Genomic DNA, 22,765 nt, shown 5'->3' with positions numbered 1-22,765 from the left:
TTATCCATTTGAAAACGGCCAACTTGATATTAAAGCTTTCCTAATTTTTGCATTACAAAAAGAATAATAATAGGAATAGCTAACAATATAATCATTAATAGATTTTGCTGAAATAACCATGGAGCCAAAATTAATGTTATCACGTACCCTCCCACTGCACCACCAAAATGTGCATCATGTCCAATGTTTCCCATACGGTTCTTCATGCCAAAAATAGAATATAACAAATATCCAATACCAAATACATATGCAGGAATAGGAATGGGGATAAACATTAAATATAAACTCATCTCAGGTCTAAAAAGGATAGCCGCATATATAATCCCCGAAACAGCCCCACTCGCCCCTAGTGCACTGTAATGGTATTCATCTTTATGAAAATATAAGGAAAATAAACTTCCCACTAATAAACTTCCAAAATAAACAACCAAAAATTTTATCGGCCCAAAAAAACCAAGAACTACGGGTGCAAAAAAGTATAATGTCAGCATATTAAAGAATAAATGCCCCATATCTGCATGTAAAAAGCCAGAACTGAGCATACGTATCTGTTCACCTCTGCGAATACCTCCTATATTAAACTTGTATTTCTCTACAAAAGAAAAATCCTTAAACCCTTTTAATGATATTACAATATTGGCACCAATCAGAACGATGATAATAATATCCAGTTTCCCCATCTAATTAAAATTTTGACTCAAATATACCATATATCATAAAAATCACCTCATAGATCAACTAGAAACAAATGTGTAAAAAATCAGTACTCAAAAACGATATGGTAACACCTATTGTAGATGATAATTAGCTGCATATCTTTTTTATTAGGTAATAGAATGCTTTTTGATAAAATAACCTGTATTTTCGCAAATTAATGTGTGTTTTTCTATGCAATTGATTGTTTATCGACTCGTTTATCCATTATTATGGACGATCTCTAAGTTACCGTGGCCTTTATTCTATGCTTTTTCTACCGGAATATATCTCCTTCTTTATTATTGTATTGGTTATAGAAAAAAAACAGTGTTAGAAAACCTAACCTTGGTGTTTCCCGAAAAATCTTCTGGCGAAATAAAAAAGATCAGAAAGTATTTTTACAAGCATATGTGCGATATGTTTTTAGAAATGATTAAATCGATTTCAATTTCTAATGATGAAATGAAAAAGCGTTTTCGCGTTACTAATCTTGATAAATTTCATAAACTAGAAGACAAAGGAGGAAATATAATGATTCTAATGGCTCATTATGCCAGTTATGAATGGGCTAATGTAATCGATATCCAAACAGGTTTTCAAGCTGTGGGTATCTATAAACCAATTGGTAATAAATATTTTGATAGATTGGTGCTTAGAATACGTGCTCGTTTTGGATCACGTGTGATTACAACAAAAGAAACAATGGAAGAAATAACGAAAGACCAAACCCGAGACGGACTCTTTCTTTATGGTATTGCTGCTGATCAATCACCCAAAATAAACAAGGCTATGTATTGGACAGATTTTATGGGAATTAAAGTTCCTGCTTTTATTGGTGCAGCAGTACTATCTAGTAGACTAGGGTTAAGCACCTATTATTTGCGTGTAGAAAAAGTGAAAAGAGGATATTATGAAGCTACTCTAGAAACAATAACAGAAGAGGCCCAAAATAAAGATCCCAATTGGATTGTAAAAGAATACCTCAAACAAATCGAAAACCAGATTCGAAAAAATCCACAATACTACTTATGGTCTCATAAAAGATGGAAACATCGCAATGCAACAATTCCTGAAGGAGCAACTGTAGATTAAGAATATCTTCACATAGTAAGCGAACAAATAAGTTTATATTTGTCAACTTTTAATACCCTATTCATGCAATTACTAATTTATAGACTTGCCTACCCAATAATTTTAGGTATTTCTAAACTTCCTTGGCGATTATTCTATGCCTTTTCCTCATGTATATATATTTTGACATATTATATCATAAGGTATAGACGAAAAGTGGTTACCGATAACTTAACACTTGTTTTTCCTGAAAAATCAAAAGAAGAAATTAAACGCATTCGTAGAGGTTTTTATAAACATATGTGCGATATGTTTCTCGAAATGACGAGGTCTCTTTCTATCTCTAAAGAAGAATTAATTAAACGATACAAAGTAGTAAATCTTGACGAGTTTCATGAATTCGAAAGAAAAAATAAAACCATCATTACCATGATGGGGCATTACGGAAGTTTTGAATGGTCTAATGCTGTCGACCTTGTTTCCTTAAATCCGTGTGTTGGTATTTACAAAAAAATAGCAAATAAATATTTTGATCAGTTAGCTCATCGTATTCGTGGAAGATTTGATTCAAGACTTCTAGAAAGTAGTAAAGTTGCGAGGCAAATTATCAAAGACAAACAAGAAAATAAAGTATGTGGCTATGGTATGATCTCTGATCAGTCTCCAAAAATTAACAATGCGAAATATTGGACGGATTTTATGGGGATTAAAGTTCCTATTTTTTTAGGTGGTGAATTTTTAGCACAACGTCTTGATACAATTGTACTATACCTTCATGTTGAAAAAGTAAAACGTGGTTTTTATGAGGTGCGATTTATACCTATTACCGAAAACAGTAAAGAAGAAGAAAAGTATTTTGTAGTAAAAAAATACCTTGAATTACTAGAAAATCAAATACGCGAAAAACCAGAGTATTATTTATGGACACATAAACGATGGAAACACAGAAACATCCCAATACCTGAAGGTGCTGTTGTCGACTAATAGCTGACCAATACGTTACAATCTCCTTTAAGTTAAAACCTAAAAAAAGCAGTAAGAGTTGTTTATCTTACTGCTTTTTTTATTGTGGTTCAGATCTAAGTCTAACCACTAGTACTATTTAAATCTAAATCCCTGCTATTTGTTTTAGAGTTTCAATAGTATCTTCTGCCAATTGATCAGCTTTTTGCTGACTCAAAGCTTCGGTATATATTCTAATAATAGGTTCGGTATTACTTTTACGTAGGTGTACCCATGAATCAGAAAAATCTACTTTTACACCATCAATGGTCGAAACCTCCTCAGACATATGCGTATCATGAAATCCCTTAAGTATACCATCTACGTCAAGATCTGGAGTCAATTGAATTTTATTCTTACTCATGAAATAAGAAGGATAACTATCTCTCAATTCACTTACACTGCATTTTTTATCTGCTAAATGAGTTAAAAACAAGGCCACTCCTACCAAAGAGTCACGACCATAATGAGATTCTGGATAAATGATTCCTCCATTACCTTCACCACCAATAATAGCATTATTAGCCTTCATTTTTTCAACAACATTAACTTCTCCTACAGCACTTGCTTCATACACTCCATTGTGCTTTCTTGTAACTTCTCTAAGAGCTCTACTCGATGATAAATTAGACACCGTGTTGCCTGGTGTTTTTCCTAATACAAAATCAGCACAAGCAACCAAAGTGTATTCCTCTCCAAACATTTCTCCATTTTCACTCATAAATGCAAGACGATCTACATCGGGATCCACAGTCAATCCCAAATCAGCCTTTTCCTTAACGACTAAAGCCGATAAATCAGTCAAATGTTCTTTTAAAGGTTCTGGGTTATGCGGAAAATGACCTGTTGGGTCACAATACAATTCTACAGTTTCTACACCCATTTTACGTAATAACTTAGGAATAGCAATACCTCCTGTAGAATTCACAGCATCAACTACAACTTTGAATCCTGCTTTTTTAACCAATTCTGCATCAACAAGAGATAAATTTAATACTTCCTCTATGTGTTTATCGATATACGTATCATTAGTAGTAATGCTCCCTAGATCATCTACTTCTGCAAAGATATATGCATCTTTTTCTGCAATTTCAAGAATTTTCTTTCCATTTTCTGCATTTAGAAACTCCCCTTTATTATTTAGTAATTTTAATGCATTCCATTGTTTAGGATTATGACTGGCCGTAAGTATTATTCCACCATCTGCTTTTTCTAATGTCACAGCAATCTCTACTGTAGGTGTAGTAGAAAGTCCCAAATCAACTACATGAATTCCTAATCCGACTAGGCTATTCATTACAAGTTGCTGAATCATGGCACCAGAAATTCGAGCATCCCTTCCGACAACAACGGTAGGGTGATCATTACTCGTTTCACTCTTTAACCAGCTACCATATGCCGAAGCAAATTTCACAGCATCTACTGGTGTAAGATTTTCTCCAACAGCTCCTCCAATCGTTCCTCTAATTCCTGAAATTGATTTTATTAATGTCATGTTTATAATTTGATTGTATGATTTGTGTACAAATGTACAAGCATTAGTAGACTACCACAACTTTCCTATTAAAGTTTACATAAAAACAATACTAATTTTATAAAAAACTGTAAATTACCATAATGAATTTCTTAGCCCATATCTATCTCTCTAATGAAGACCCTGAACTTAAAATTGGAAATTTTATAGCAGACTCTGTCAAAGGAAAAAAGTACCTTTTGTACCCAAAAAGAATCCAAGAAGGTATACTTATCCACCGAAAAATAGATTCGTACACTGATACACATCCTATAGTAAAAAAAAGTGTCTCAAGATTGTTTCCGATATACAGACACTATAGTACTGTTATCGTTGATATTTTATATGACCATTTTTTGGCTTCAAACTGGCACAAATATTCTAGTATCCCATTAGATGAATACACCAGTAATTTTTATGAATTATTGCAAGAAAATCATGAAATACTACCCAAACCTATTCAGGATTTTTTACCATATATGATGCAAGAAAACTGGCTTTATAATTATTCTAATATTGATGGAATTAAGAGGTCACTTGAGGGTATGAACAGAAGAACCCGAAATCGTTCAAAAATGAATATGGCTGTTGTAGAACTAGAAAAGTTTTACACAGAATTCGGTACAGAATTCTCTATTTTTTTTAATGAGCTTGAAGACTATATCCAAAATGAAATAGAAAAACTTTAACTTTATTCTTTCCAATTTAATGAAACGATAAACAGATACGATTTTAAAAAAAGTAAAAATGAATTTTACCTTATCAAAAGTACTAAAATATACATTCTTTGCTGTACTCTTGGTGCTATATACATCATCCTGTAAAAATAGTACCTCAAAAAAAACAATAGCTACTCATGGACTTATTACTCAAAAGGCTATGGTAGTTTCTGCTAGAGAAGAAGCTTCAAAAATTGGTGCCGGTATTATGCAAAAAGGTGGTAATGCATTTGATGCCATGATTGCTACAGAAATGGCCTTAGCTGTTACATATCCATATGCAGGAAGTTTGGGAGGTGGCGGTTTTATGGTATATCGCTCATTTGATGGACAGACAGGGGCTCTTGATTATAGAGAAAAAGCACCTCTAGCAGCTACTAAGGATATGTTCTTGGATACTGTCGGAAATGTGGTCCCCGAAAAAAGTCAAGTAGGTGCATTGGCAGTGGGAGTTCCAGGAACAATTGCTGGGCTATTTGAAGTTCATAAAAAATTTGGAAGCCTTTCTATTGAAGAAATTTTGAATCCTGTAGTTGCATTGGCAGAAAATGGATTCGTCGTGACCAAAAAGCAAAAAGAACGTCTTACAAAACATAAAGCGTTAATGCTAAAAACCAATATAGACAACATTCTTTTTACGCACAATTATAAAGAAAAAGATACTATTAAAAACATCCCATTAGCCAAGACATTAAAACGTATTATAAAAAATGGACCTGATGAATTTTACAAAGGGGAAACTGCAAAAAAACTGGTAGCACGCATACAATCCTATGGTGGTATTATTACTCTAGAAGATTTGGCCCGTTACAAAGCTGTATGGCGAAAACCCATTAGGTTTGATTATAAAGATCTTTCTATTATTTCTATGTCACCACCCTCTAGTGGCGGGGTGTGTCTTGCACAGATCATGAAAATGCTTGAACCTTATCCCTTATCAGAATACGGACATAATCAACTCAAAACAATACAACTTATAACAGAAGCAGAACGCAGAGCATATGCCGACCGCAGCTACTATTTAGGTGATCCTGATTTTGTTAAAATTCCGATAGACACACTAATTAGCGAATCTTATCTAACAGATAGAATGTCTGATTTCACATTTGAAAAAGCAACTCCCTCTTCTGAAATTAATCGTGGTATGATTCAAGGTTATGAGAGTGATGAAACTACACATTATTCTATTGTTGATCAATTCGGTAATGCAATTGCAGTAACCATTACACTTAATGGTGCATATGGGTCAAAACTATATGTTCCCGAAATAGGAACATTTCTTAACAATGAAATGGATGATTTTAGCGCTAAACCAGGAGTTCCTAATATGTTTGGACTCATTGGTGCCGAAGCAAATGCTGTAGCTCCTGAAAAAAGGATGTTAAGCTCAATGACTCCTACAATAATTGAAAAAAATAATGAATTTTGGATGTCAGTAGGTACGCCCGGAGGGTCCAAAATAATTACCTCTGTGATGCAAACGATACTTAATGTATCAGAATTCGGAATGTCTATGCAAGAGGCAGTAAATGAACCGCGTTTTCATCATCAATGGCTACCTGATACTATTGTTTTTGAACCAAAGTCATTCGATACAGTCTTACTATCAAAACTACAACAAAAAGGATACAATGTCAATGAAAAAAAATCTATAATTATTGGCAAAGTTGATGGTATTCTTAAGTTACCAAATGGTTCACTCGAGGGTGGCGCAGACCGACGAGGTGATGATACTGCTATTGGTTTTTAAGTACCGAAAACAACTTTTATAAATTAGAGATTTAATATAAAATTAAAAATGCCAGTAAAAAATCTACTGGCATTTTTAATTAGCTTTTTAGTCTTTTACTTTTTAATCATTTGTCGGTAGCTCGTATTTTCTTCTTTAATGATTTTTACAAAATACATTCCATTTTGCAATCCACTAATTTCTAAAGGTTCTGAATCACTTTGTACCTTAGTTCTTAGTACTTTTTTACCAAAACTATCATACATATCAATCGTTGCTCCATCTGCATTTTTGAGATACATAATTTCTGAAGCTGGATTCGGGTACAAAACAATAGGGTTTGCTATACTTATATCTGTTAATTCTGATGCACTTTTTGCTACACCCGAAAACTCTAACCAATTGATATTATACAAATAACCGCTTCCTCCTGTAAAAACTAAGTATACATCATGTATTCCACTCGCATTATTGATATTGGTAGTATGCGTCACCCAAGATTGGTTTCCTCCTGTATTTACTACTGGTATAGAACCTAATAATGTTCCTGTAGGACTACCTATTCTTACCTCTATAGTTCCTCCTGTAAAATTACATGCAACTCTAACCTCTATGCTCTGAGCACCTGTTAAATTAATATCATTATAGCGGGTCCAGTCACCATTATGAATCCAGCCTACATTTTCGCCACTCTCACTACTAATCTCGGTCTGAATACCTGACATATCATTAAAATCCTCTGCTTCAATTCTCGAAAAAACAGCTGTTGTTTCTACCTCTGTAATTGTGAATGACTCCCAAGTCCTATTACTATCTGTTGATACCATATTGACTGATCCGCTATTATCAACCTGAAGTCTTTTGTAATTAGTAGGACCATCGGCAAGTGTAATAAAATAAGTTCCATCTATAAATCCTTCATCAAAATCATAATATGTATACGTTCCGCTCCATCCTGTAGGTTGCATATCAGCGTTTGCAGTATTATCGGTGCGTAATCTAGGTAAAGTGCCACCAGCAGCACGTTGAATATGCCAAGAGCCATTTCCTTTAGCTACAAATTGCCATTCTACATCTTCTCCTGTAACTCCTGTAGTCGTTGTATAAGGGTCTTCACTTTCGCCACTAGCAGCTAATCTTAGATTATGAATTGGCGCATCTATATAATATTTTTTTGAAGGGTCTGGTACAAATCCAGAAACAGTATCATCTTGAATAAAAAGTGTGGACAATGTTGTTTTTGAAAAATCGGGCCCTGCATAAGCCACAGATAAAGATGTCCCTCCTGTTTTTTCAAAATATTGAACTTCAATTTCGTGATACCCTGCTTCTAAACAAACCGCACCTGACTCTTCTTTTGTTCCGTGTAAACCGTCATTATTAACTACCACATTTCCATCAATACTTAATTTAGAACCATCATCAGATGTAGTATAAAAAGTATAAGATCCATTCTGTGCTACATTTATATAACCTTCAAAAGTCAACCCAAAATAATCACTCTCTATAGCATTATTAAGATTAATACCAGAGGTCGTTCCTGAATCTACCGGAGATAATGCACTAAAGTTGGGTAATGCATCCCAAGAACCTTCGTAGTAACTATAGTTAATTCCTGAAATTAAATTTGAAGGCACATTTACATTAGAAATGTAACTAGAACAAGTACCACTATCACAATCATCAGACGATGAAACACTATTACCCGACCCATTATTTATTATTGGTCCACAAGATTCACCTGTCATCCCTGAACTATCAGCATCAAGAACAAGAGGATAATTAGTAAGGTTGTTAATCTCTATGTTGCTAGCAGAATAATTCTCATCATTAGCAAGTAGTCCGATTGTAGTATTATCTCCACCTATGTTTAACTTCAAAGATTGATCAGGATTTGCTATAGAACTCCTAAAAGTTAAATTATGCCCACTACCAATAACAATTGCCAAATGGTTACTACCATTGTATGAGTTACCGCTATAAGGTAATACTGTTATATCAGCATTAATGTTGCGATTACTCTCATAATCTACACCAAAAACAGGTCCATATTGAGCATCAGCACTACAGTTTACAATATCCCCAGAGCCAATAGCAAATCCTCTCTCGCAACCAATGGCCACACAACCTTCTACATATTTGGTTCCGGTGGCATGCGTAAGAGTGACACCAGCTCTCATATTCTTTATAGTACAATTAAGTATTGTTGGATTTGATGTACCTCTACTATACTCAACTCCATTAATTACAGTATTCCCACCGTTATATGCACGAATTCCTTCTTCAGCTAAACTCATCATATATCCTGCTGGCAATCTATATCCCCAAGTTGTCATAAAATCTACATTATCAGCCTTGCTACCTGTACCCTCTTCTAATAACATATCATCTGTACTTCTCATTTCTCCTTCGATATAACAACCTTCAATAATAGGATTATTTGCTGCCTGCATATAAATACAATGACCATATGCCCTATGGGTAAAATTACAGTCTTTTACGTGATTCGATTCTCCACGCACCAAACATGCACTATGCTTATAATGAAAAATAATTGTATTTGTACCTCCTTTACCAAAGGCATCTCCATATCCATAAGGTACAGAACCTTTGGTGGTAACATTAAAGCCTTCTATCCTATTACCCTGACCATCCATAACAATACTGTTAGCTCCTTCTTCTGGGTTATCATGCACAGAACCAACATCTACCATAGTTAGGTTTTTTATTACATTGTAATTTCCAGTAGTATGCACTTCAAAAACTTCTAAGTCATCGTAAGCAGGAAATATAGCAGTATCAAAGTTAATTGTCACTCCGGTAAAATCATATGTACTATTATTACCCGCAAAATGCAAAATAGATGCACTTGTTTTTCCTGATATAGTAACTCTTTCATTAAAATCGCCTATATCAGAAGTGTTGATTGAATAAGTTCCGGGAGCCAATTTAACATTCACATTATTATCATCTAGATAAGGTAATAATGCGGTCAAAGAATTTACTGTTGTCTGCGCAATACCTAGCGTACACATTAATAAAAATAAAGGTACTATTGTTTTGATTTTCAAAAAATAACGAGATAATTTATTTGATGAATTTGTAGTGATTGTTCTCATGAAGTTTGGTTTTTAGGTTTTAATTTAATAAGCTTTTTAATAATATTATTAAAAAGCTTATTATGAAAAAATTGGTTGACCAATTCATTAAAAAAAATACAAAAACCTTAACACACGAACAATCAAAATTTTAGTATTCGTCTTAATAAATCTAGTATTCGTTAAAAATTGAACCTAAATTTTGTTCTATCCATAAAATAAACTAGAAAATAACAAAAGGCTCTACATACAATCTCCTAGTTATGTAGATAACAAAAAACGCAGTAATGAATAGTAATTCTTTTACTTAAAGTAACTTATAATATAGACCCAATTGATTTGTTAACCAATTGTACTTTGGACTTAGTTACAAATAAAAGGTATAAGAAATGTTGCTTATGAAATTACAAATTCTGATAATATGTATTATACACTTCTCTCCTTTTCCCAGAAGATAATAAAGGAATTTCATCAACATACTCTATAGTAATATCAGCATCTTCACCAAAATAGTTTTTGTATTCAAAAAGCATAGAAGCTTCATCTACTTTGGTATCAGTATTAAGCTTTATTAGATACTCCTTTTTTCCGTATTGAATCAATTGAAACTGTTTGTAATCACCATACTTGCATAGCCTATAAGAAATATGAGAAGGTATAATTTCTCCTTTTGTATTATAAATAAGATCGAGCTTTCTACCTTCTATTGACGTAAGAAATTCCATATTGTCTTTGTATTCAATGACACCGACATCACCGGTATCATAACGTATTAATGGCATGGCATAGTTATATAAATCTGTAACTATAATTCTCCCTAATTCTCCTGGTGATGCGGGAATATCTTTTTCAAGATTAAATATCTCTATATGATAACTCGCAGAATTGATCACAAACTTTACCGGATCGTTACGATCTTGTTGGGCTAGGATTCCATTTTCGTTATTTGAATATCTTGAAACCGGTGTAACACCGAAGTATTTTTTAAGAGAATCTCTGGTATATTGATTTAGTGATTCTGACATTGCTATTATTGATCGAGCATTACAATCTATAGGACCAGAATCTATTTTATCAAGATACAAACATATTTTTTCGAAAGCCGAAGAATACCCTAAGAAACTCTTTTCGCAAGGGTCTTTCACAAGTTTTTTAAGTAGGTTTTCTATATCAGAATCTGTTAATTCAAAAACACTTTGTGGTAAAATATTCTTTTTCCAGATCGTAAACAACGTCTTAAAATCAAATGTATCGGGCCAAATCTTTATGTATACTAATTTTTGTCCTACGCTATACCCTGATCGCTTAGAAAAATACAAACTATCTGATCTATTTCTAAGCCTTTTAGTCATATTATGTACTACTGAAAATGGTGCTCCTGTAGATCCACTTGTCGAAACCAACTCATATTGATTTTTACTAAATTTTGAGGATTTAAAAGCTTCAAAATTATCGCGGATAAGATTTTTATTTATAACTGGAAATGTATCTAAAGAAGTTAAATGCGAATGTTTTTTATAAAATTCAGTGTTTTTTTGGGCATACTGAAGTAGTTGCGTAAGCAATTTTTCTTTTTTGACTTTGGTAGAAACCGAGCCATAATCCTCTATACTTTCCCTTATATCTTTAAAATTTTTTCTAATACCACTTCCCTTAAGGGTATCGAATATCCAAAAGATACTTCTTCTTAAAATTTGCAATAGGCTCATTAGTGCTTGCTATCACTATGATGTAGTTTCCCCTGATCAATTTGATCACTACATACAAGTAATAGATTTGGTGTAAAAATTAATTACTTCAAATTGGGTATCTTAAATATGAGTTAAATTTAAAACAAATTCTTTTTATTCCTGTTAATAAAAGTTAAAAAAAATGCACGGCAAAAGCCGTGCATTTTTATCCATAATTTATGTTGTAAAAGAATTTATTTTACTTCTTCAAAATCAACATCTTCTACATCACTTCCTTCTGCTCCATCGTCTCCAGAAGACTGACCTGCTCCACCTGTAGGATCAGGTTGTCCATTCTGTTGTGCTTCGGCTTGTGCTTTATACATTTCTTCACTTGCGACTTTCCATGCTTCATTGATCTTATCAAGAGCTGGTTGAATTACAGCAAGGTCTTTGGTTTCATAAGCTTTCTTTAATTCTTCTAAAGCTTCCTCTACTGGCTTTTTCTTATCCTCAGATATTTTATCTCCGAATTCTGCAAGCTGTTTTTCTGTCTGAAAGATCATTCCATCAGCTTCATTTAGCTTATCTGCAGTTTCTTTTGCTGCCTTATCAGCATCTGCATTTGCTTCAGCTTCTTGCTTCATTTTCTCTATTTCTTCTTCTGTTAATCCTGAAGAAGCTTCGATACGAATATCCTGAGATTTGTTAGTTGCTTTGTCGGTTGCAGAAACCTTAATAATACCATTAGCATCGATATCAAAAGTAACTTCGATTTGCGGAGTTCCTCTTTGTGCTGGTGGAATACCATCTAAATGAAAACGACCTATTGTTTTATTATCTGCCGCCATAGGACGCTCTCCTTGCAATACATGGATCTCTACTGATGGCTGATTATCTGCCGCTGTTGAGAATACTTGTGATTTTTTGGTAGGAATGGTAGTGTTTGCCTCGATAAGCTTAGTCATTACATTACCCATTGTTTCAATACCTAAAGAAAGTGGAGTAACATCTAATAACAATACATCTTTTACATCTCCTGTTAGAACGCCTCCTTGTATAGCAGCTCCTACAGCTACAACTTCATCAGGATTCACTCCTTTACTTGGTGCTTTTCCAAAAAACTTCTCTACAGCTTCCTGTACTGCAGGAATACGTGTAGAACCACCTACTAATATAATTTCATCAATATCACTTGTTGACAATCCTGCTGCTTTAAGCGCTGTACGACAAGGTTCAACAGTACGTTTTACTAAATCGTCTATCAATTGATCAAACTTAGCTTTTGATAAAGTTCTTACCAAGTGCTTAGGCCCGCTAGCAGTAGCAGTAACATATGGTAAATTAATTTCTGTTTGAGCAGAAGATGATAATTCTATTTTAGCTTTTTCAGCAGCTTCTTTAAGACGTTGTAATGCCATAGGGTCTTCACGAAGATCCATATTCTCATCGGCTTTAAACTCTTCTGCCAACCAATCTATAATTTTTTGATCTACATCATCTCCTCCTAAGTGTGTATCACCGTCTGTAGATAATACTTCAAATACACCATCTCCTAATTCTAGAATTGATACATCATGAGTACCTCCTCCAAAATCAAACACTACAATTTTTTGGTCTGTACCTTTCTTATCAAGACCATATGCCAATGCCGCAGCTGTAGGCTCATTGATAATACGCTCAACTTTAAGACCTGCAATTTCTCCTGCCTCTTTAGTCGCTTGACGTTGCGCATCATTAAAATATGCTGGTACAGTAATTACGGCTCTACTTACATCCTGACCTAAGTAATCTTCTGCCGTTTTCTTCATTTTTTGAAGTGTCATAGCAGATAATTCCTGCGGTGTATATAAACGTCCATCTATATCTACACGTGGTGTATCATTATCTCCTTTTACTACTTTATAAGCAGCTCTCTTTGCTTCTTTCGCAGATTCTGAGAATTTATTTCCCATAAATCTTTTAATAGACGAAATTGTTTTTGTCGGATTCGTAACAGCCTGACGTTTTGCAGGATCTCCAACTTTAATTTCTCCTCCTTCTACAAATGCAATCACAGAAGGAGTTGTTCTTTTACCTTCGGCATTAGGGATTACTACAGGCTCATTACCTTCCATTACAGAAACACAAGAGTTGGTGGTCCCTAAGTCTATTCCTATTATTTTACTCATCTTTATATTTAATTATTATATAAGTGTTCTTAACTAATTTTAGTTCTCTTATGTCAATCATTATGCCATTAGCATCAATATGACAGGATGTCATTAGATCATAATATATAAATTTCAGCCCCAAACCAGTTCTCACAAAATCTGTCAAAAACAACGCCCTCGATCATTCCTATGGCAGTAATTATATTTATACTCCCTCAATTATAATATTTTGACAAAGCAAATTGTCTCGAAGCACCAACACAAAAGTTAATGATACAACCTATAATAACAAGTGAATCTATTTCTCTATTTATGTATTCGGATTGTAATAAAGAATTATAAAAAATGTCTTTTACATACTTAATAATGAAAGACATCATCAGGTTCAACATTTATTTGATCTAATATTTCACAGTCTTTGGTGTAATGATTAAACTCACCGGTTTCTGTTCTATCCTGCTGGATAAAACTTAAGAGGAAACTCCTTTTCTCTAAAATCTTGTGCCCATATATTTATTCTTTTGATTACTCAACCAGAATCAAAACAAGGTGTTTTTGTCGTAAAAGACCCTTTGCATATCAATAATCAAAAGTGTCCTTTTCCTTTATTTGTAATCATAGGGTTCCTAATAAGTACACAATTACATTAGTCGCAATTTTGTTTATGTCGTGTATCTGCCAATGCTATAATTTTCCATCCTTTCCCATCATTGTATAATTGAAAAATATTAACCCCGCAATGACTAAAACTATTGTTTAAATAAAACTCATAGGGTGTCCATGCATTGGCTATATCTTTATTAGCAGAAATAGTAAATGACAATAGCTTTTCTTCCCATTTTTGATCAGAAGGCTTATTGGCAATAGCTTTTATAAGTTTATCTGCACTGGTACTTCTTACTTTTACCAAACTATCTTTATCTCTTATAATGGTCTGTAAAACTAGTTGCGGACTCATTACTTTGTTTAGTTTCGAAGTATCACCAGAATGAAATCCCTCAAAAAAATCAAGAATAGTTTCTTTTACTTCTCTTTTATATCGATCTATTTCATTTTTAGAAGTTTCCTTTTGTGAGAAAACACTACTACAGAAAAGTAGCATTACAAATAATAAGAGCTTATACATACTATTTTTTATGTATAAAAATAAGATATATATAGATCAAAATTAAATTCTTTTCTTCATTCTCTATAAGAACACGAAGTAATTAGAGAATCGATTAACCCTAGTCCTTTATACTGTCTAATCAAGAAGAGAAAAACTATGATTCAAAAAATAATATGTTTTTTTAAAAAAGGCTGAAATTAATTTTTTAATTAAAATTAAGTAAATATCCTAAAGAGTATACATAGTAAAATCAATTACGCTTGTTAGCATATTTGTAAATCATTACTTTTACAAACCTTTAAAAACAACATTAAGATGTCTACTGCAAAAAAAGATTATAAGCGAGTTACCGTAAAATCTCTAGTTGAGATGAAAGCTAACAAAGAAAAGATCTCTATGCTAACTGCTTATGATTATACTATGGCCAAAATCGTAGATGGCGCAGGAGTAGATGTTATCCTTGTAGGTGATTCTGCTTCGAATGTAATGGCTGGTCATGAAACTACACTTCCTATAACTTTGGACCAAATGATTTATCATGCCTCATCTGTAATTAGAGCGATAGAAAGAGCATTGGTTGTGGTTGATTTACCTTTCGGAAGCTATCAAAGTGATCCTAAAGAAGCATTACGATCGGCAATTCGTATAATGAAAGAATCTGGTGGTCATTCTGTAAAGCTTGAAGGAGGAAAAGAAGTAAAAGAATCAATTAAAAGAATTCTTAATGCAGGAATCCCTGTTATGGGACATCTAGGGCTAACTCCTCAATCTATATATAAATTCGGAACATATACAGTTCGTGCTAAAGAACAAGAAGAAGCAGAAAAATTAAAGGAAGACGCTCTCATGTTGCAAAAAGCAGGATGTTTTGCCATTGTGTTAGAAAAAGTTCCTGCAAAACTTGCTCAAGAAGTTGCAGAAAGTCTTGCAATTCCTATTATTGGTATAGGAGCCGGAAATGGTGTTGATGGTCAGGTTTTGGTAACTCATGACATGTTAGGTATGACTCACGAATTTAACCCTAGATTCTTACGTCGCTATTTGGACCTATATACTGATATGACGAATGCTTTCGAAAAGTATGTAAAAGATGTAAAAGCCCTTGATTTTCCGAATGAAAATGAGCAATATTAATTTATAAAAATATTGTTTATAAAATTCTGTTGTTATATTGAACAAATTGAGAATAAACAACATGAAAAATCGATTACTAATCTAAATTCGAAAGCGCAGCAATAATGTGCAAAACAGTTTCAAACAAAAATAATTTACAAGTATTATATGAAGATAATCATATCATCATAATCAATAAACGCCCAGGTGATATTGTACAAGGTGATAAAACTGGAGATAAACCTCTTAGTGAGATTGTTAAAGAATATATTGCAGAAAAATACAATAAACCTGGCAAGGTATATCTAGGAGTAGTACATCGTCTAGATCGCCCCACAAGTGGTATCGTCGTGTTTGCAAGAACCAGTAAGGCATTAACACGGCTTAATTTATTGTTTGCTAATAAAGAAGCAAAAAAGACATATTGGGCAATCGTAAAAAACCAACCTCCCAAAAACACAGATACCCTTATTCATTGGTTAAAAAGAAATCCCAAACAAAATAAATCGTATGCTAATAAAAATGAAGTTCCTGACAGTAAAAAAGCTATTTTAGAATATAGACTAATTAAGAAACTCAACAGATATTCTCTCCTAGAGATTGACCTTCATACAGGACGACACCATCAGATACGCTCTCAACTTTCGAGTATAGGCTCTGTTATCAAAGGAGATCTAAAATACGGCGCAGACAGAGGTAATAAAAACGGTAGTATACATCTTCATGCAAGAAAATTAACCTTTGTACATCCTGTAAAAAAAGAACCATTATACATCACTGCCCCTACACCTTCGGATCCGGTGTGGGATGCTTGTAACTAAAAAGCCTTGCATATTAATGCAAAGCTTTTGTAAATTATATATGATTGATATTACCCTGAATCACTTATAAAATAATTACTACGTCAATATCATACTCTTGGTTTACTACTCCTCTGGTGGTCTTCCATGAATCTCTTCAAATACTGTATCAAAATTATCACGGAGATAGGCATTCAATTTTTTCTTGTAATCATCTTTTAGCCAAGTCAAAAAGTTATGTGTGCTTTTACTTATACACTTCGCATAACTTTGAATTCGATTATCAATATCTCCACCTAGCATTTTTGCTAAACCGAGAGCATCATAAATATCCTCGCTATTCTCGATACAAATTTTTGCATGTTGAATTATAGATCTTTCTAAAACCACCTTAGAAGACTCTCCCTTTTTTACAGAATCAATATACGTTTCTTTAATATCAAAATACACCTCTTCAGAATTCGCAAACTCTGCTCTCAATTCTTCTGGCATTTCATGTTTAAACTTCCCTTCGAGCTCTTCATCGCTCAAGAGCTTATCCATATAATAATTAGGAGAATTAAATATTTTTTGCCAGTCTAAGTCTGCTCCCCAAGGTCCAAAACGATGATGATTATTTCCTAAATCTATTACGGAAAACTTAGATTTATTTTTAAGAATTCGAGAACCACGACCAATCATCTGATAATATAATGTTAAGGACTTAGTAGCCCTATTTAAGATAATGGTATCTACGGTAGGTTCATCAAACCCGGTAGTTAATATACTTACAGAAGTCAAAATAGCATTGGGGGTTTCTTTAAACCATTTTAATATTTGACGTCTTTGGTTTTTAGTAGCTGTATTATCAAGGTGAGCTATTTGATATCCCGCTGCTCTAAACGACTCATACACATGCAAAGAAGTATTAATACCATTATTAAAAATTAAGGTTTTCTTTCCTAAAGAATGCTTCTTATATGCTTCTAGCAGTTTACTAAGCATATCACTATTGGTATAAAGGTCTTCTGATGATTTTACTGTATAATCACCATTAGAGCCTACTTCTAATGAAGTTAATCCCATATTATAGGCAAACACTTCTGCTCTTGCCAAAAACTCATTTTGGATTAAGGATTCTATAGACTCTCCTACAATGAGGTCATCATAATTATCCTTCATAGGCAATTTCATATTAGAACTCAATGGAGTTGCAGTAACACCTAAAATGAAAGACTTGTCAAAAAACTTAAATAATTTAGTGAAAGAATTATAATGTGCTTCATCAATAATCACTAAACCGATATCTGAAATATCTAACTTATTTTCGTTTAATCTATTGTTTAATGTTTCGACCATAGCTACGAAGCAGCTATATTCATTTTGATCCTCTAGATTGGCTTTGCTATCAACAACCTTATTAATAACACCAAAGCCAGTGAGCATTTTAGAAGTTTGTTTACACAATTCAATACGATGTGTAAGTACTAATACTTTTTTCTTGTGGTGTTTCAGGTATTGTCTAACTATTTCAGAAAATATAACTGTCTTACCACCTCCTGTTGGTAATTGATATAGTAAGTGATAATCTGCAGGAGCATCCTCGAAGCTCTTAAAAATTTTGTTTATAGCTCCTTTTTGATAGCTATATAAATCCTTTCCTGTTTTTTCTTCTGATTGAATAGTAATCTCCGACATAATCTTTACTTTTTTAAAGGGATGTAAAATTACTGCCTTTCAGGGGTTTTTGGAAAATTTTTATCATTAAAAAACAAAAATCTTTTCAAAAAGAACCATTTTGCTTCGTTATTACTCATTATAAAACCATTTTTTAAAAAAAATAAACATCCAAATAATATATTAATTTGCTTAAAACTGGACAATTATAGGGTAATTCCAAAAAAAATCCCGCATAATTTATCATTATGCGGGATCTCAGGTATAAAATTTTTAAATATATATATTAGATAACTTTTACGTTTACTGCGTTTAATCCTTTTTTACCTTCTTTAAGATCAAATTCGACCTCATCACCTTCACGAATTTCATCAATTAATCCTGAGATGTGTACAAAATGCTCTTTACTTGAACCTTCTTCAACTATAAAACCAAAACCTTTAGCGTCATTGAAGAATTTTACTGTTCCTTTATTCATTGTTATAAAAATTTAATAATTACTTTACTAGTTTCAAATATAATGCCAGAAGTTAAATGTACCAAATTAATTATTAAAACCTCCATAATCCTATAAATACTCCATTTTGGACAATAACAAAACATAAGAATCTATTAATCAACAAAAAAGCCCAAATTATATAAATAATTTGGGCTTGTAAATTATAAATCACAAAAATTATAACCTTTACATAACATTGCTTGGAGTCCCTTGATAATCTCCTGCAAAAATGAGGTAGTACTGATCAAGGTATAATTCATTTTTTATATGATAATGATATTCTGGTCCATCACTATGTTGTGTTGTATGAGTGTGTCCTCCTGATACATCAAGATCCGTAGGATATGTTCCTGTTGAATTACATTTTCTACCATAGATAAAAAATCCATCTGCTAGAACACCTACTAAGTTCTCATCATCATCGGTAAAAGCCTTGGGTTCAAGATGATAGTGATACACTGATGGACCAATATGTCCTCCAGAATAGTCTAACCCTCTGGCAACTCCTGTATTTAAGGGGCCATTACCTTCTTGATCATTAAAAATGGCTGCACCACTTACAGATATACCAATGGTTCCCAATTGAGTACTCGTACTTGACGTTGCTAATTGAGGATCCGCCGATACTGTAAGTATTGCTGATGCATCACGCCCAGGGATTGTACTAGGTGTTGCATTAGCTCCTATATCTTCGTCTAAATATAATTCATGCCCCTCTCCCCAGTAATAACTAGTATGATTTGGGTATCCTGTAGTTTCTATAACTACATTATCTCCATCTAAATAAATATCAGTTTCGTCTTCATCAAATTCTGCAAATGCGGCATGTAATCCCGGCTCCTCCTCTTCTTCTTCATATAAATTACCATCCATATCTCTAAAAGACCATAAGGTAGCCTCTCCATCGGTTTGAGAAACGTGTTGTGCAGAAGTATAATCCGTATTAGTACTTGCACTTAATATTGTATTGGTAGCTCGATTAACTATTAAGAACTCATTGTTTCCTTGACTAACAATCATCCATTGAGTCCATGATCCTGTCCATCCACTAGGAGCCATATAGACAGAAGTGTTTGTAGCGCTATAAGGACGAAACCTTTTACTGTTTGATTCATTTTTGAAGCGATAGTAATACGCTCCATCGACTTCAACCTCTTCGATAATCCATTTAGTCCAACTCCATGTATGTGATTGATTTGCTACTTGTAAATCAGAATAATTACTTGACCCGCTTATTCTAGCCCACAAGCCTGATCCTGCATTCTCTATTCTAAGCGTTTGCCCTACCAGATCTTCATGACGTTCTGGTGTATATGTTGCCTTTGAATCTAGATTCGCAGTACCCTGTTCTTCAAAATCTTCATTCGAGCAATTGGTCAAAATAAATGATAGTACTAGCAATACTATTAATTCTGTTTTCAAATTTCGAATACGATGTTTTAACGCAATCGAATACAATGTTACTTTTTTCATAATTAATTAGGTTTTAAGATTTATTACGTAAAATGTTAAATTTTTACATTTACCATATAAAAATAACTCCAATAAAGTCAAATTAATATTTGAAAATTTAGTGTTTAAGTAAACGATAATAGGTTTTAAACGAATAGTGAAGAATATTCGGTAAACGAATTGGGGATAAATGAAGAAATACTAGTAGTAAATAGTTAAACTTAAGAACACAATATTCGTGACTCAATTAACTAATTCTTTGATGAAGTATATCTATACTTTATCCCTCTTTTTTTAGCGTTTTAACGTCTGCAATTAATTGATTAATAGAAGTCTTATTAAGTCCGTTATAAATTCCTCTAATGTGCTTATTCTTATCAATTAACAAAAAATTCTCAGTATGTAAGAAATCATTCGTATCCTTCTCTACTCCAAGATCTTCTTCTACAAAGTAATAATTTCGTCCGAGAGAATATATTTCTTCTCGTTTACCAGTTACCAAATGCCATTTATCATCTTGAATATCTCTGTAAGATGCATATTCCTTTAGCACAGACACAGAATCAATACCGGGCGTAACGGAGTGAGATAGTAATAGAATATCCTGATCATCAATAAACTCTTTTTGCAGAATAGACATATTGTCTGTCATTTTAGGGCATATACCTGGACAAGTGGTAAAAAAGAAATCCGTTATATATATTTTTCCATCAAATGATTTTTGAGTTAACGTATCACCATTTTGATTTATTAAAGTAAAATCTGGTATCTTATGAAACTCTGCAACCTCCTTACTTTTAGGCACTAACCAATGTGGTGTAAATGAAGGATCTTTAAAAAAAGGTAAATATTCTACCCTGCTTTCTTTTTCAGATTTTACAATATTCTTGGAGTCTGGTGAGGTATTTTTTTTACCACAACCCAAAATTAAAAGAATTATTACTGCTACTATACTTATGCTGTATTTCAAAATATCTTATTTTTCACTAAATACTACTTGCTCTTCCTTTAATTTATAACAAAGGTTAGCCCTCTTTAATCCAAATACTCTACCATTTCTGGCTTCGTAATTTACATATAATTTACCATTTTGAAGCCATGCTTGTTGTAATCCCTCTTCTTTACCTTTGTTTATTGTTGTTTTCCTTCCTAATTGACCATTAGAATACCATTTTTTCTGAACTCCGTCTTTAACTCCATTAATATAATTTGATTCTGAACTTATTGTCTTATTTGGCCACCAAACTCTTACGATACCATCCAAACGATTTTGTTTATAATAAGATGTTTTACTTATATCCCCATTTGGAAACCATTTTTGAGCTAATCCCTCTTTCTTACCCTTATAATATCCTATTTTCTGGGCAATCTGTTTATTATCATGATAATAAACAGCGAATCCTGTAAACGGAGTACCTTGATAATACCACTTACCTTCGTTTGGTTTCAGAACCAATAAATCTTTAGGCACCATAATATCATCAATGATGATAATTTCCTTATCATCATTGACAACACTATTACTTGCTTTTTTAGTTTTTGTGCAACCAAGCACACAAAAAACCAAAAAAGGAACTATTAATATGTAGTAATTTTTGAAAGGTTTTTTAAACATACATATCATCAATTAATATTACCTGGATTACCTTTATAATCTCCGGCAAAAATAATGTAATATTGATCTAAATACAGTTCATTAATAATATGATAATGATACTCTTCGGTATCTGAATGCTGTGTTGTATGAGTATGCCCTCCTGAATCGTCTAGATCAGTAGGATATGTTCCTGTAGAATTACATTTTCTACCATAGATAAAAAATCCATCTGCTAGAATACCTACTAGGTTCTCATCATCATCGGTAAAAGCTTTGGGCTCAAGATGATAATGGTATACTGATGGGCCAATATGACCACCAGAATAATCCAGTCCTTTTGCTACTCCATCTGTTAATGCTCCATTACCTTCTTGATCATTAAAAATGGCTGCACCACTTACAGATATGCCAATGGTTCCTAATTGAGTACTTGTACTTGATGTAGCCAATTCGGGATTCGCGGATACCGTAAGTGTTGCCGATGCATCACGTCCAGGAATTGTACTAGGTGTTGCATTGGCCCCTATATCTTCGTCTAAATATAGCTCATGATCTTCTCCCCAGTAATAACTGGTATGATTTGGGTATCCTGTAGTTTCTATAACTACATTATCTCCATCTAAATAAATATCTGTCTCATCCGTATCAAATTCTGCAAATGCAGCGTGTAATCCATCGGTGGTAACAGAACCATTATCATTATCAACACTATCATCATCGACAGTATCTGAGGATGAGTCATCAACAGTATCAGAAGATGAGCTATCATCATTACTACATGCGCTTACTACAATAAGTAAAAAACATATTAAGAATAAATGTTTTGTACTTTTTTTCTTTTTTTCTTTCTTCATATTTCGGGGTATTTAAAAAAACTAAAGTCTATTCC

18 protein-coding genes are annotated in these 22,765 nt (G+C 33.2%); 6 read left to right on the top strand and 12 right to left on the bottom strand.

Translation table 11 applies throughout. From position 1 onward, the window contains the following. Window positions 1-29: 29 nt before the first annotated feature. Complete coding sequence (locus DZ60_RS0102745) at window positions 30-680, bottom strand: rhomboid family intramembrane serine protease (RefSeq protein ID WP_025740289.1); 651 nt, start codon at window positions 678-680, stop codon at window positions 30-32. Between the two features lie 208 nt (window positions 681-888). Here DZ60_RS0102745 and DZ60_RS0102740 point away from each other — a divergent pair, with 208 nt between their 5' ends. Together DZ60_RS0102740 and DZ60_RS0102735 are read left to right on the top strand one after the other, a co-directional pair. Next, entirely contained in the window at window positions 889-1,788 is a 900-nt protein-coding gene (locus DZ60_RS0102740; RefSeq protein ID WP_025740288.1) for a lysophospholipid acyltransferase family protein, read from the top strand. Window positions 1,789-1,851: 63 nt separating this feature from the next. Beyond that, on the top strand, window positions 1,852-2,751 hold the full coding sequence (locus DZ60_RS0102735; protein ID WP_025740286.1) for a lysophospholipid acyltransferase family protein: 900 nt from the start codon (window positions 1,852-1,854) through the stop codon (window positions 2,749-2,751). Between the two features lie 124 nt (window positions 2,752-2,875). Here the strand turns inward: DZ60_RS0102735 and glmM are convergent, their stop codons facing one another. Further along, window positions 2,876-4,264: a phosphoglucosamine mutase gene (glmM, locus tag DZ60_RS0102730; RefSeq protein WP_025740285.1), complete on the bottom strand. Its 1,389-nt coding sequence runs from the start codon at window positions 4,262-4,264 to the stop codon at window positions 2,876-2,878. 122 nt (window positions 4,265-4,386) lie between these two features. On the opposite strand from glmM, the gene DZ60_RS0102725 reads away from it, so the two are divergent. Both DZ60_RS0102725 and ggt read left to right on the top strand, forming a co-directional pair. Continuing rightward, a complete protein-coding gene (locus tag DZ60_RS0102725; RefSeq protein ID WP_025740283.1) occupies window positions 4,387-4,971 on the top strand; it encodes an acyl carrier protein phosphodiesterase in 585 nt (194 codons plus the stop codon). Window positions 4,972-5,029: 58 nt separating this feature from the next. After that, window positions 5,030-6,751, top strand: a complete 1,722-nt coding sequence (gene ggt, locus DZ60_RS0102720) for a gamma-glutamyltransferase (RefSeq protein WP_025740281.1) — start codon at window positions 5,030-5,032, stop codon at window positions 6,749-6,751. Between the two features lie 95 nt (window positions 6,752-6,846). On the opposite strand, the gene DZ60_RS0102715 is transcribed toward ggt, so the two are convergent. The 4 genes from DZ60_RS0102715 to DZ60_RS0102700 form a co-directional block, all read right to left on the bottom strand. After that, window positions 6,847-9,849 carry a carbohydrate-binding protein gene (locus tag DZ60_RS0102715; protein WP_025740279.1) on the bottom strand — a complete coding sequence of 1,001 codons (3,003 nt, stop codon included), beginning with the start codon at window positions 9,847-9,849 and terminating at the stop codon, window positions 6,847-6,849. A gap of 383 nt (window positions 9,850-10,232) precedes the next feature. Further along, window positions 10,233-11,537, bottom strand: coding sequence for a hypothetical protein (locus DZ60_RS0102710; RefSeq protein ID WP_025740278.1), 1,305 nt, complete (start codon window positions 11,535-11,537; stop codon window positions 10,233-10,235). 215 nt (window positions 11,538-11,752) lie between these two features. Beyond that, entirely contained in the window at window positions 11,753-13,669 is a 1,917-nt protein-coding gene (gene dnaK, locus DZ60_RS0102705; protein WP_025740276.1) for a molecular chaperone DnaK, read from the bottom strand. Between the two features lie 628 nt (window positions 13,670-14,297). Beyond that, window positions 14,298-14,777 carry a nuclear transport factor 2 family protein gene (locus DZ60_RS0102700; RefSeq protein WP_025740274.1) on the bottom strand — a complete coding sequence of 160 codons (480 nt, stop codon included), beginning with the start codon at window positions 14,775-14,777 and terminating at the stop codon, window positions 14,298-14,300. Window positions 14,778-15,074: 297 nt separating this feature from the next. Between DZ60_RS0102700 and panB the strand changes: the two genes are divergently transcribed. Next, window positions 15,075-15,893, top strand: coding sequence for a 3-methyl-2-oxobutanoate hydroxymethyltransferase (gene panB, locus DZ60_RS0102695; RefSeq protein WP_025740273.1), 819 nt, complete (start codon window positions 15,075-15,077; stop codon window positions 15,891-15,893). A 104-nt stretch (window positions 15,894-15,997) separates the two neighbouring features. Next, window positions 15,998-16,693 carry an RluA family pseudouridine synthase gene (locus tag DZ60_RS0102690; protein WP_025740271.1) on the top strand — a complete coding sequence of 232 codons (696 nt, stop codon included), beginning with the start codon at window positions 15,998-16,000 and terminating at the stop codon, window positions 16,691-16,693. Between the two features lie 105 nt (window positions 16,694-16,798). Here DZ60_RS0102690 and DZ60_RS0102685 read toward each other — a convergent pair whose 3' ends face one another. From DZ60_RS0102685 to DZ60_RS0102660, 6 genes are all read right to left on the bottom strand, one after another. Beyond that, window positions 16,799-18,349 (bottom strand): DEAD/DEAH box helicase, encoded by a 1,551-nt coding sequence (locus DZ60_RS0102685; RefSeq protein ID WP_025740270.1) that lies wholly within the window; start codon window positions 18,347-18,349, stop codon window positions 16,799-16,801. Between the two features lie 265 nt (window positions 18,350-18,614). Then, the gene (locus DZ60_RS0102680; protein ID WP_025740268.1) at window positions 18,615-18,806 is read right to left on the bottom strand and encodes a cold-shock protein; all 192 of its coding nucleotides are present in this window, start codon (window positions 18,804-18,806) and stop codon (window positions 18,615-18,617) included. Between the two features lie 207 nt (window positions 18,807-19,013). Beyond that, window positions 19,014-20,300 (bottom strand): YHYH protein, encoded by a 1,287-nt coding sequence (locus DZ60_RS25530; RefSeq protein ID WP_025740267.1) that lies wholly within the window; start codon window positions 20,298-20,300, stop codon window positions 19,014-19,016. 259 nt (window positions 20,301-20,559) lie between these two features. After that, window positions 20,560-21,249, bottom strand: coding sequence for an SCO family protein (locus DZ60_RS0102670; protein WP_025740266.1), 690 nt, complete (start codon window positions 21,247-21,249; stop codon window positions 20,560-20,562). Window positions 21,250-21,255: 6 nt separating this feature from the next. Next, the gene (locus DZ60_RS0102665) at window positions 21,256-21,894 is read right to left on the bottom strand and encodes a toxin-antitoxin system YwqK family antitoxin (protein ID WP_034228537.1); all 639 of its coding nucleotides are present in this window, start codon (window positions 21,892-21,894) and stop codon (window positions 21,256-21,258) included. Between the two features lie 8 nt (window positions 21,895-21,902). Next, window positions 21,903-22,730 carry a YHYH protein gene (locus tag DZ60_RS0102660; RefSeq protein WP_025740261.1) on the bottom strand — a complete coding sequence of 276 codons (828 nt, stop codon included), beginning with the start codon at window positions 22,728-22,730 and terminating at the stop codon, window positions 21,903-21,905. Window positions 22,731-22,765 lie beyond the last annotated feature (35 nt).

Source organism: Aquimarina pacifica (assembly GCF_000520955.1).
In the GTDB taxonomy this organism is placed as follows: Bacteria; Bacteroidota; Bacteroidia; order Flavobacteriales; family Flavobacteriaceae; genus Aquimarina; species Aquimarina pacifica.
This window is presented reverse-complemented; position numbering and strand designations above follow the sequence as displayed.

What these genes read in the sequence shown, in the direction of transcription:
- DZ60_RS0102745 (WP_025740289.1), bottom strand. Translation starts at nt 680, where the DNA reads ATGGGGAAACTGGATATTATTATCATCGTTCTGATTGGTGCCAATATT.
- DZ60_RS0102740 (WP_025740288.1), top strand. Translation starts at nt 889, where the DNA reads ATGCAATTGATTGTTTATCGACTCGTTTATCCATTATTATGGACGATC.
- DZ60_RS0102735 (WP_025740286.1), top strand. Translation starts at nt 1,852, where the DNA reads ATGCAATTACTAATTTATAGACTTGCCTACCCAATAATTTTAGGTATT.
- glmM (WP_025740285.1), bottom strand. Translation starts at nt 4,264, where the DNA reads ATGACATTAATAAAATCAATTTCAGGAATTAGAGGAACGATTGGAGGA.
- DZ60_RS0102725 (WP_025740283.1), top strand. Translation starts at nt 4,387, where the DNA reads ATGAATTTCTTAGCCCATATCTATCTCTCTAATGAAGACCCTGAACTT.
- ggt (WP_025740281.1), top strand. Translation starts at nt 5,030, where the DNA reads ATGAATTTTACCTTATCAAAAGTACTAAAATATACATTCTTTGCTGTA.
- DZ60_RS0102715 (WP_025740279.1), bottom strand. Translation starts at nt 9,849, where the DNA reads ATGAGAACAATCACTACAAATTCATCAAATAAATTATCTCGTTATTTT.
- DZ60_RS0102710 (WP_025740278.1), bottom strand. Translation starts at nt 11,537, where the DNA reads ATGAGCCTATTGCAAATTTTAAGAAGAAGTATCTTTTGGATATTCGAT.
- dnaK (WP_025740276.1), bottom strand. Translation starts at nt 13,669, where the DNA reads ATGAGTAAAATAATAGGAATAGACTTAGGGACCACCAACTCTTGTGTT.
- DZ60_RS0102700 (WP_025740274.1), bottom strand. Translation starts at nt 14,777, where the DNA reads ATGTATAAGCTCTTATTATTTGTAATGCTACTTTTCTGTAGTAGTGTT.
- panB (WP_025740273.1), top strand. Translation starts at nt 15,075, where the DNA reads ATGTCTACTGCAAAAAAAGATTATAAGCGAGTTACCGTAAAATCTCTA.
- DZ60_RS0102690 (WP_025740271.1), top strand. Translation starts at nt 15,998, where the DNA reads ATGTGCAAAACAGTTTCAAACAAAAATAATTTACAAGTATTATATGAA.
- DZ60_RS0102685 (WP_025740270.1), bottom strand. Translation starts at nt 18,349, where the DNA reads ATGTCGGAGATTACTATTCAATCAGAAGAAAAAACAGGAAAGGATTTA.
- DZ60_RS0102680 (WP_025740268.1), bottom strand. Translation starts at nt 18,806, where the DNA reads ATGAATAAAGGAACAGTAAAATTCTTCAATGACGCTAAAGGTTTTGGT.
- DZ60_RS25530 (WP_025740267.1), bottom strand. Translation starts at nt 20,300, where the DNA reads ATGAAAAAAGTAACATTGTATTCGATTGCGTTAAAACATCGTATTCGA.
- DZ60_RS0102665 (WP_034228537.1), bottom strand. Translation starts at nt 21,894, where the DNA reads ATGTTTAAAAAACCTTTCAAAAATTACTACATATTAATAGTTCCTTTT.
- DZ60_RS0102660 (WP_025740261.1), bottom strand. Translation starts at nt 22,730, where the DNA reads ATGAAGAAAGAAAAAAAGAAAAAAAGTACAAAACATTTATTCTTAATA.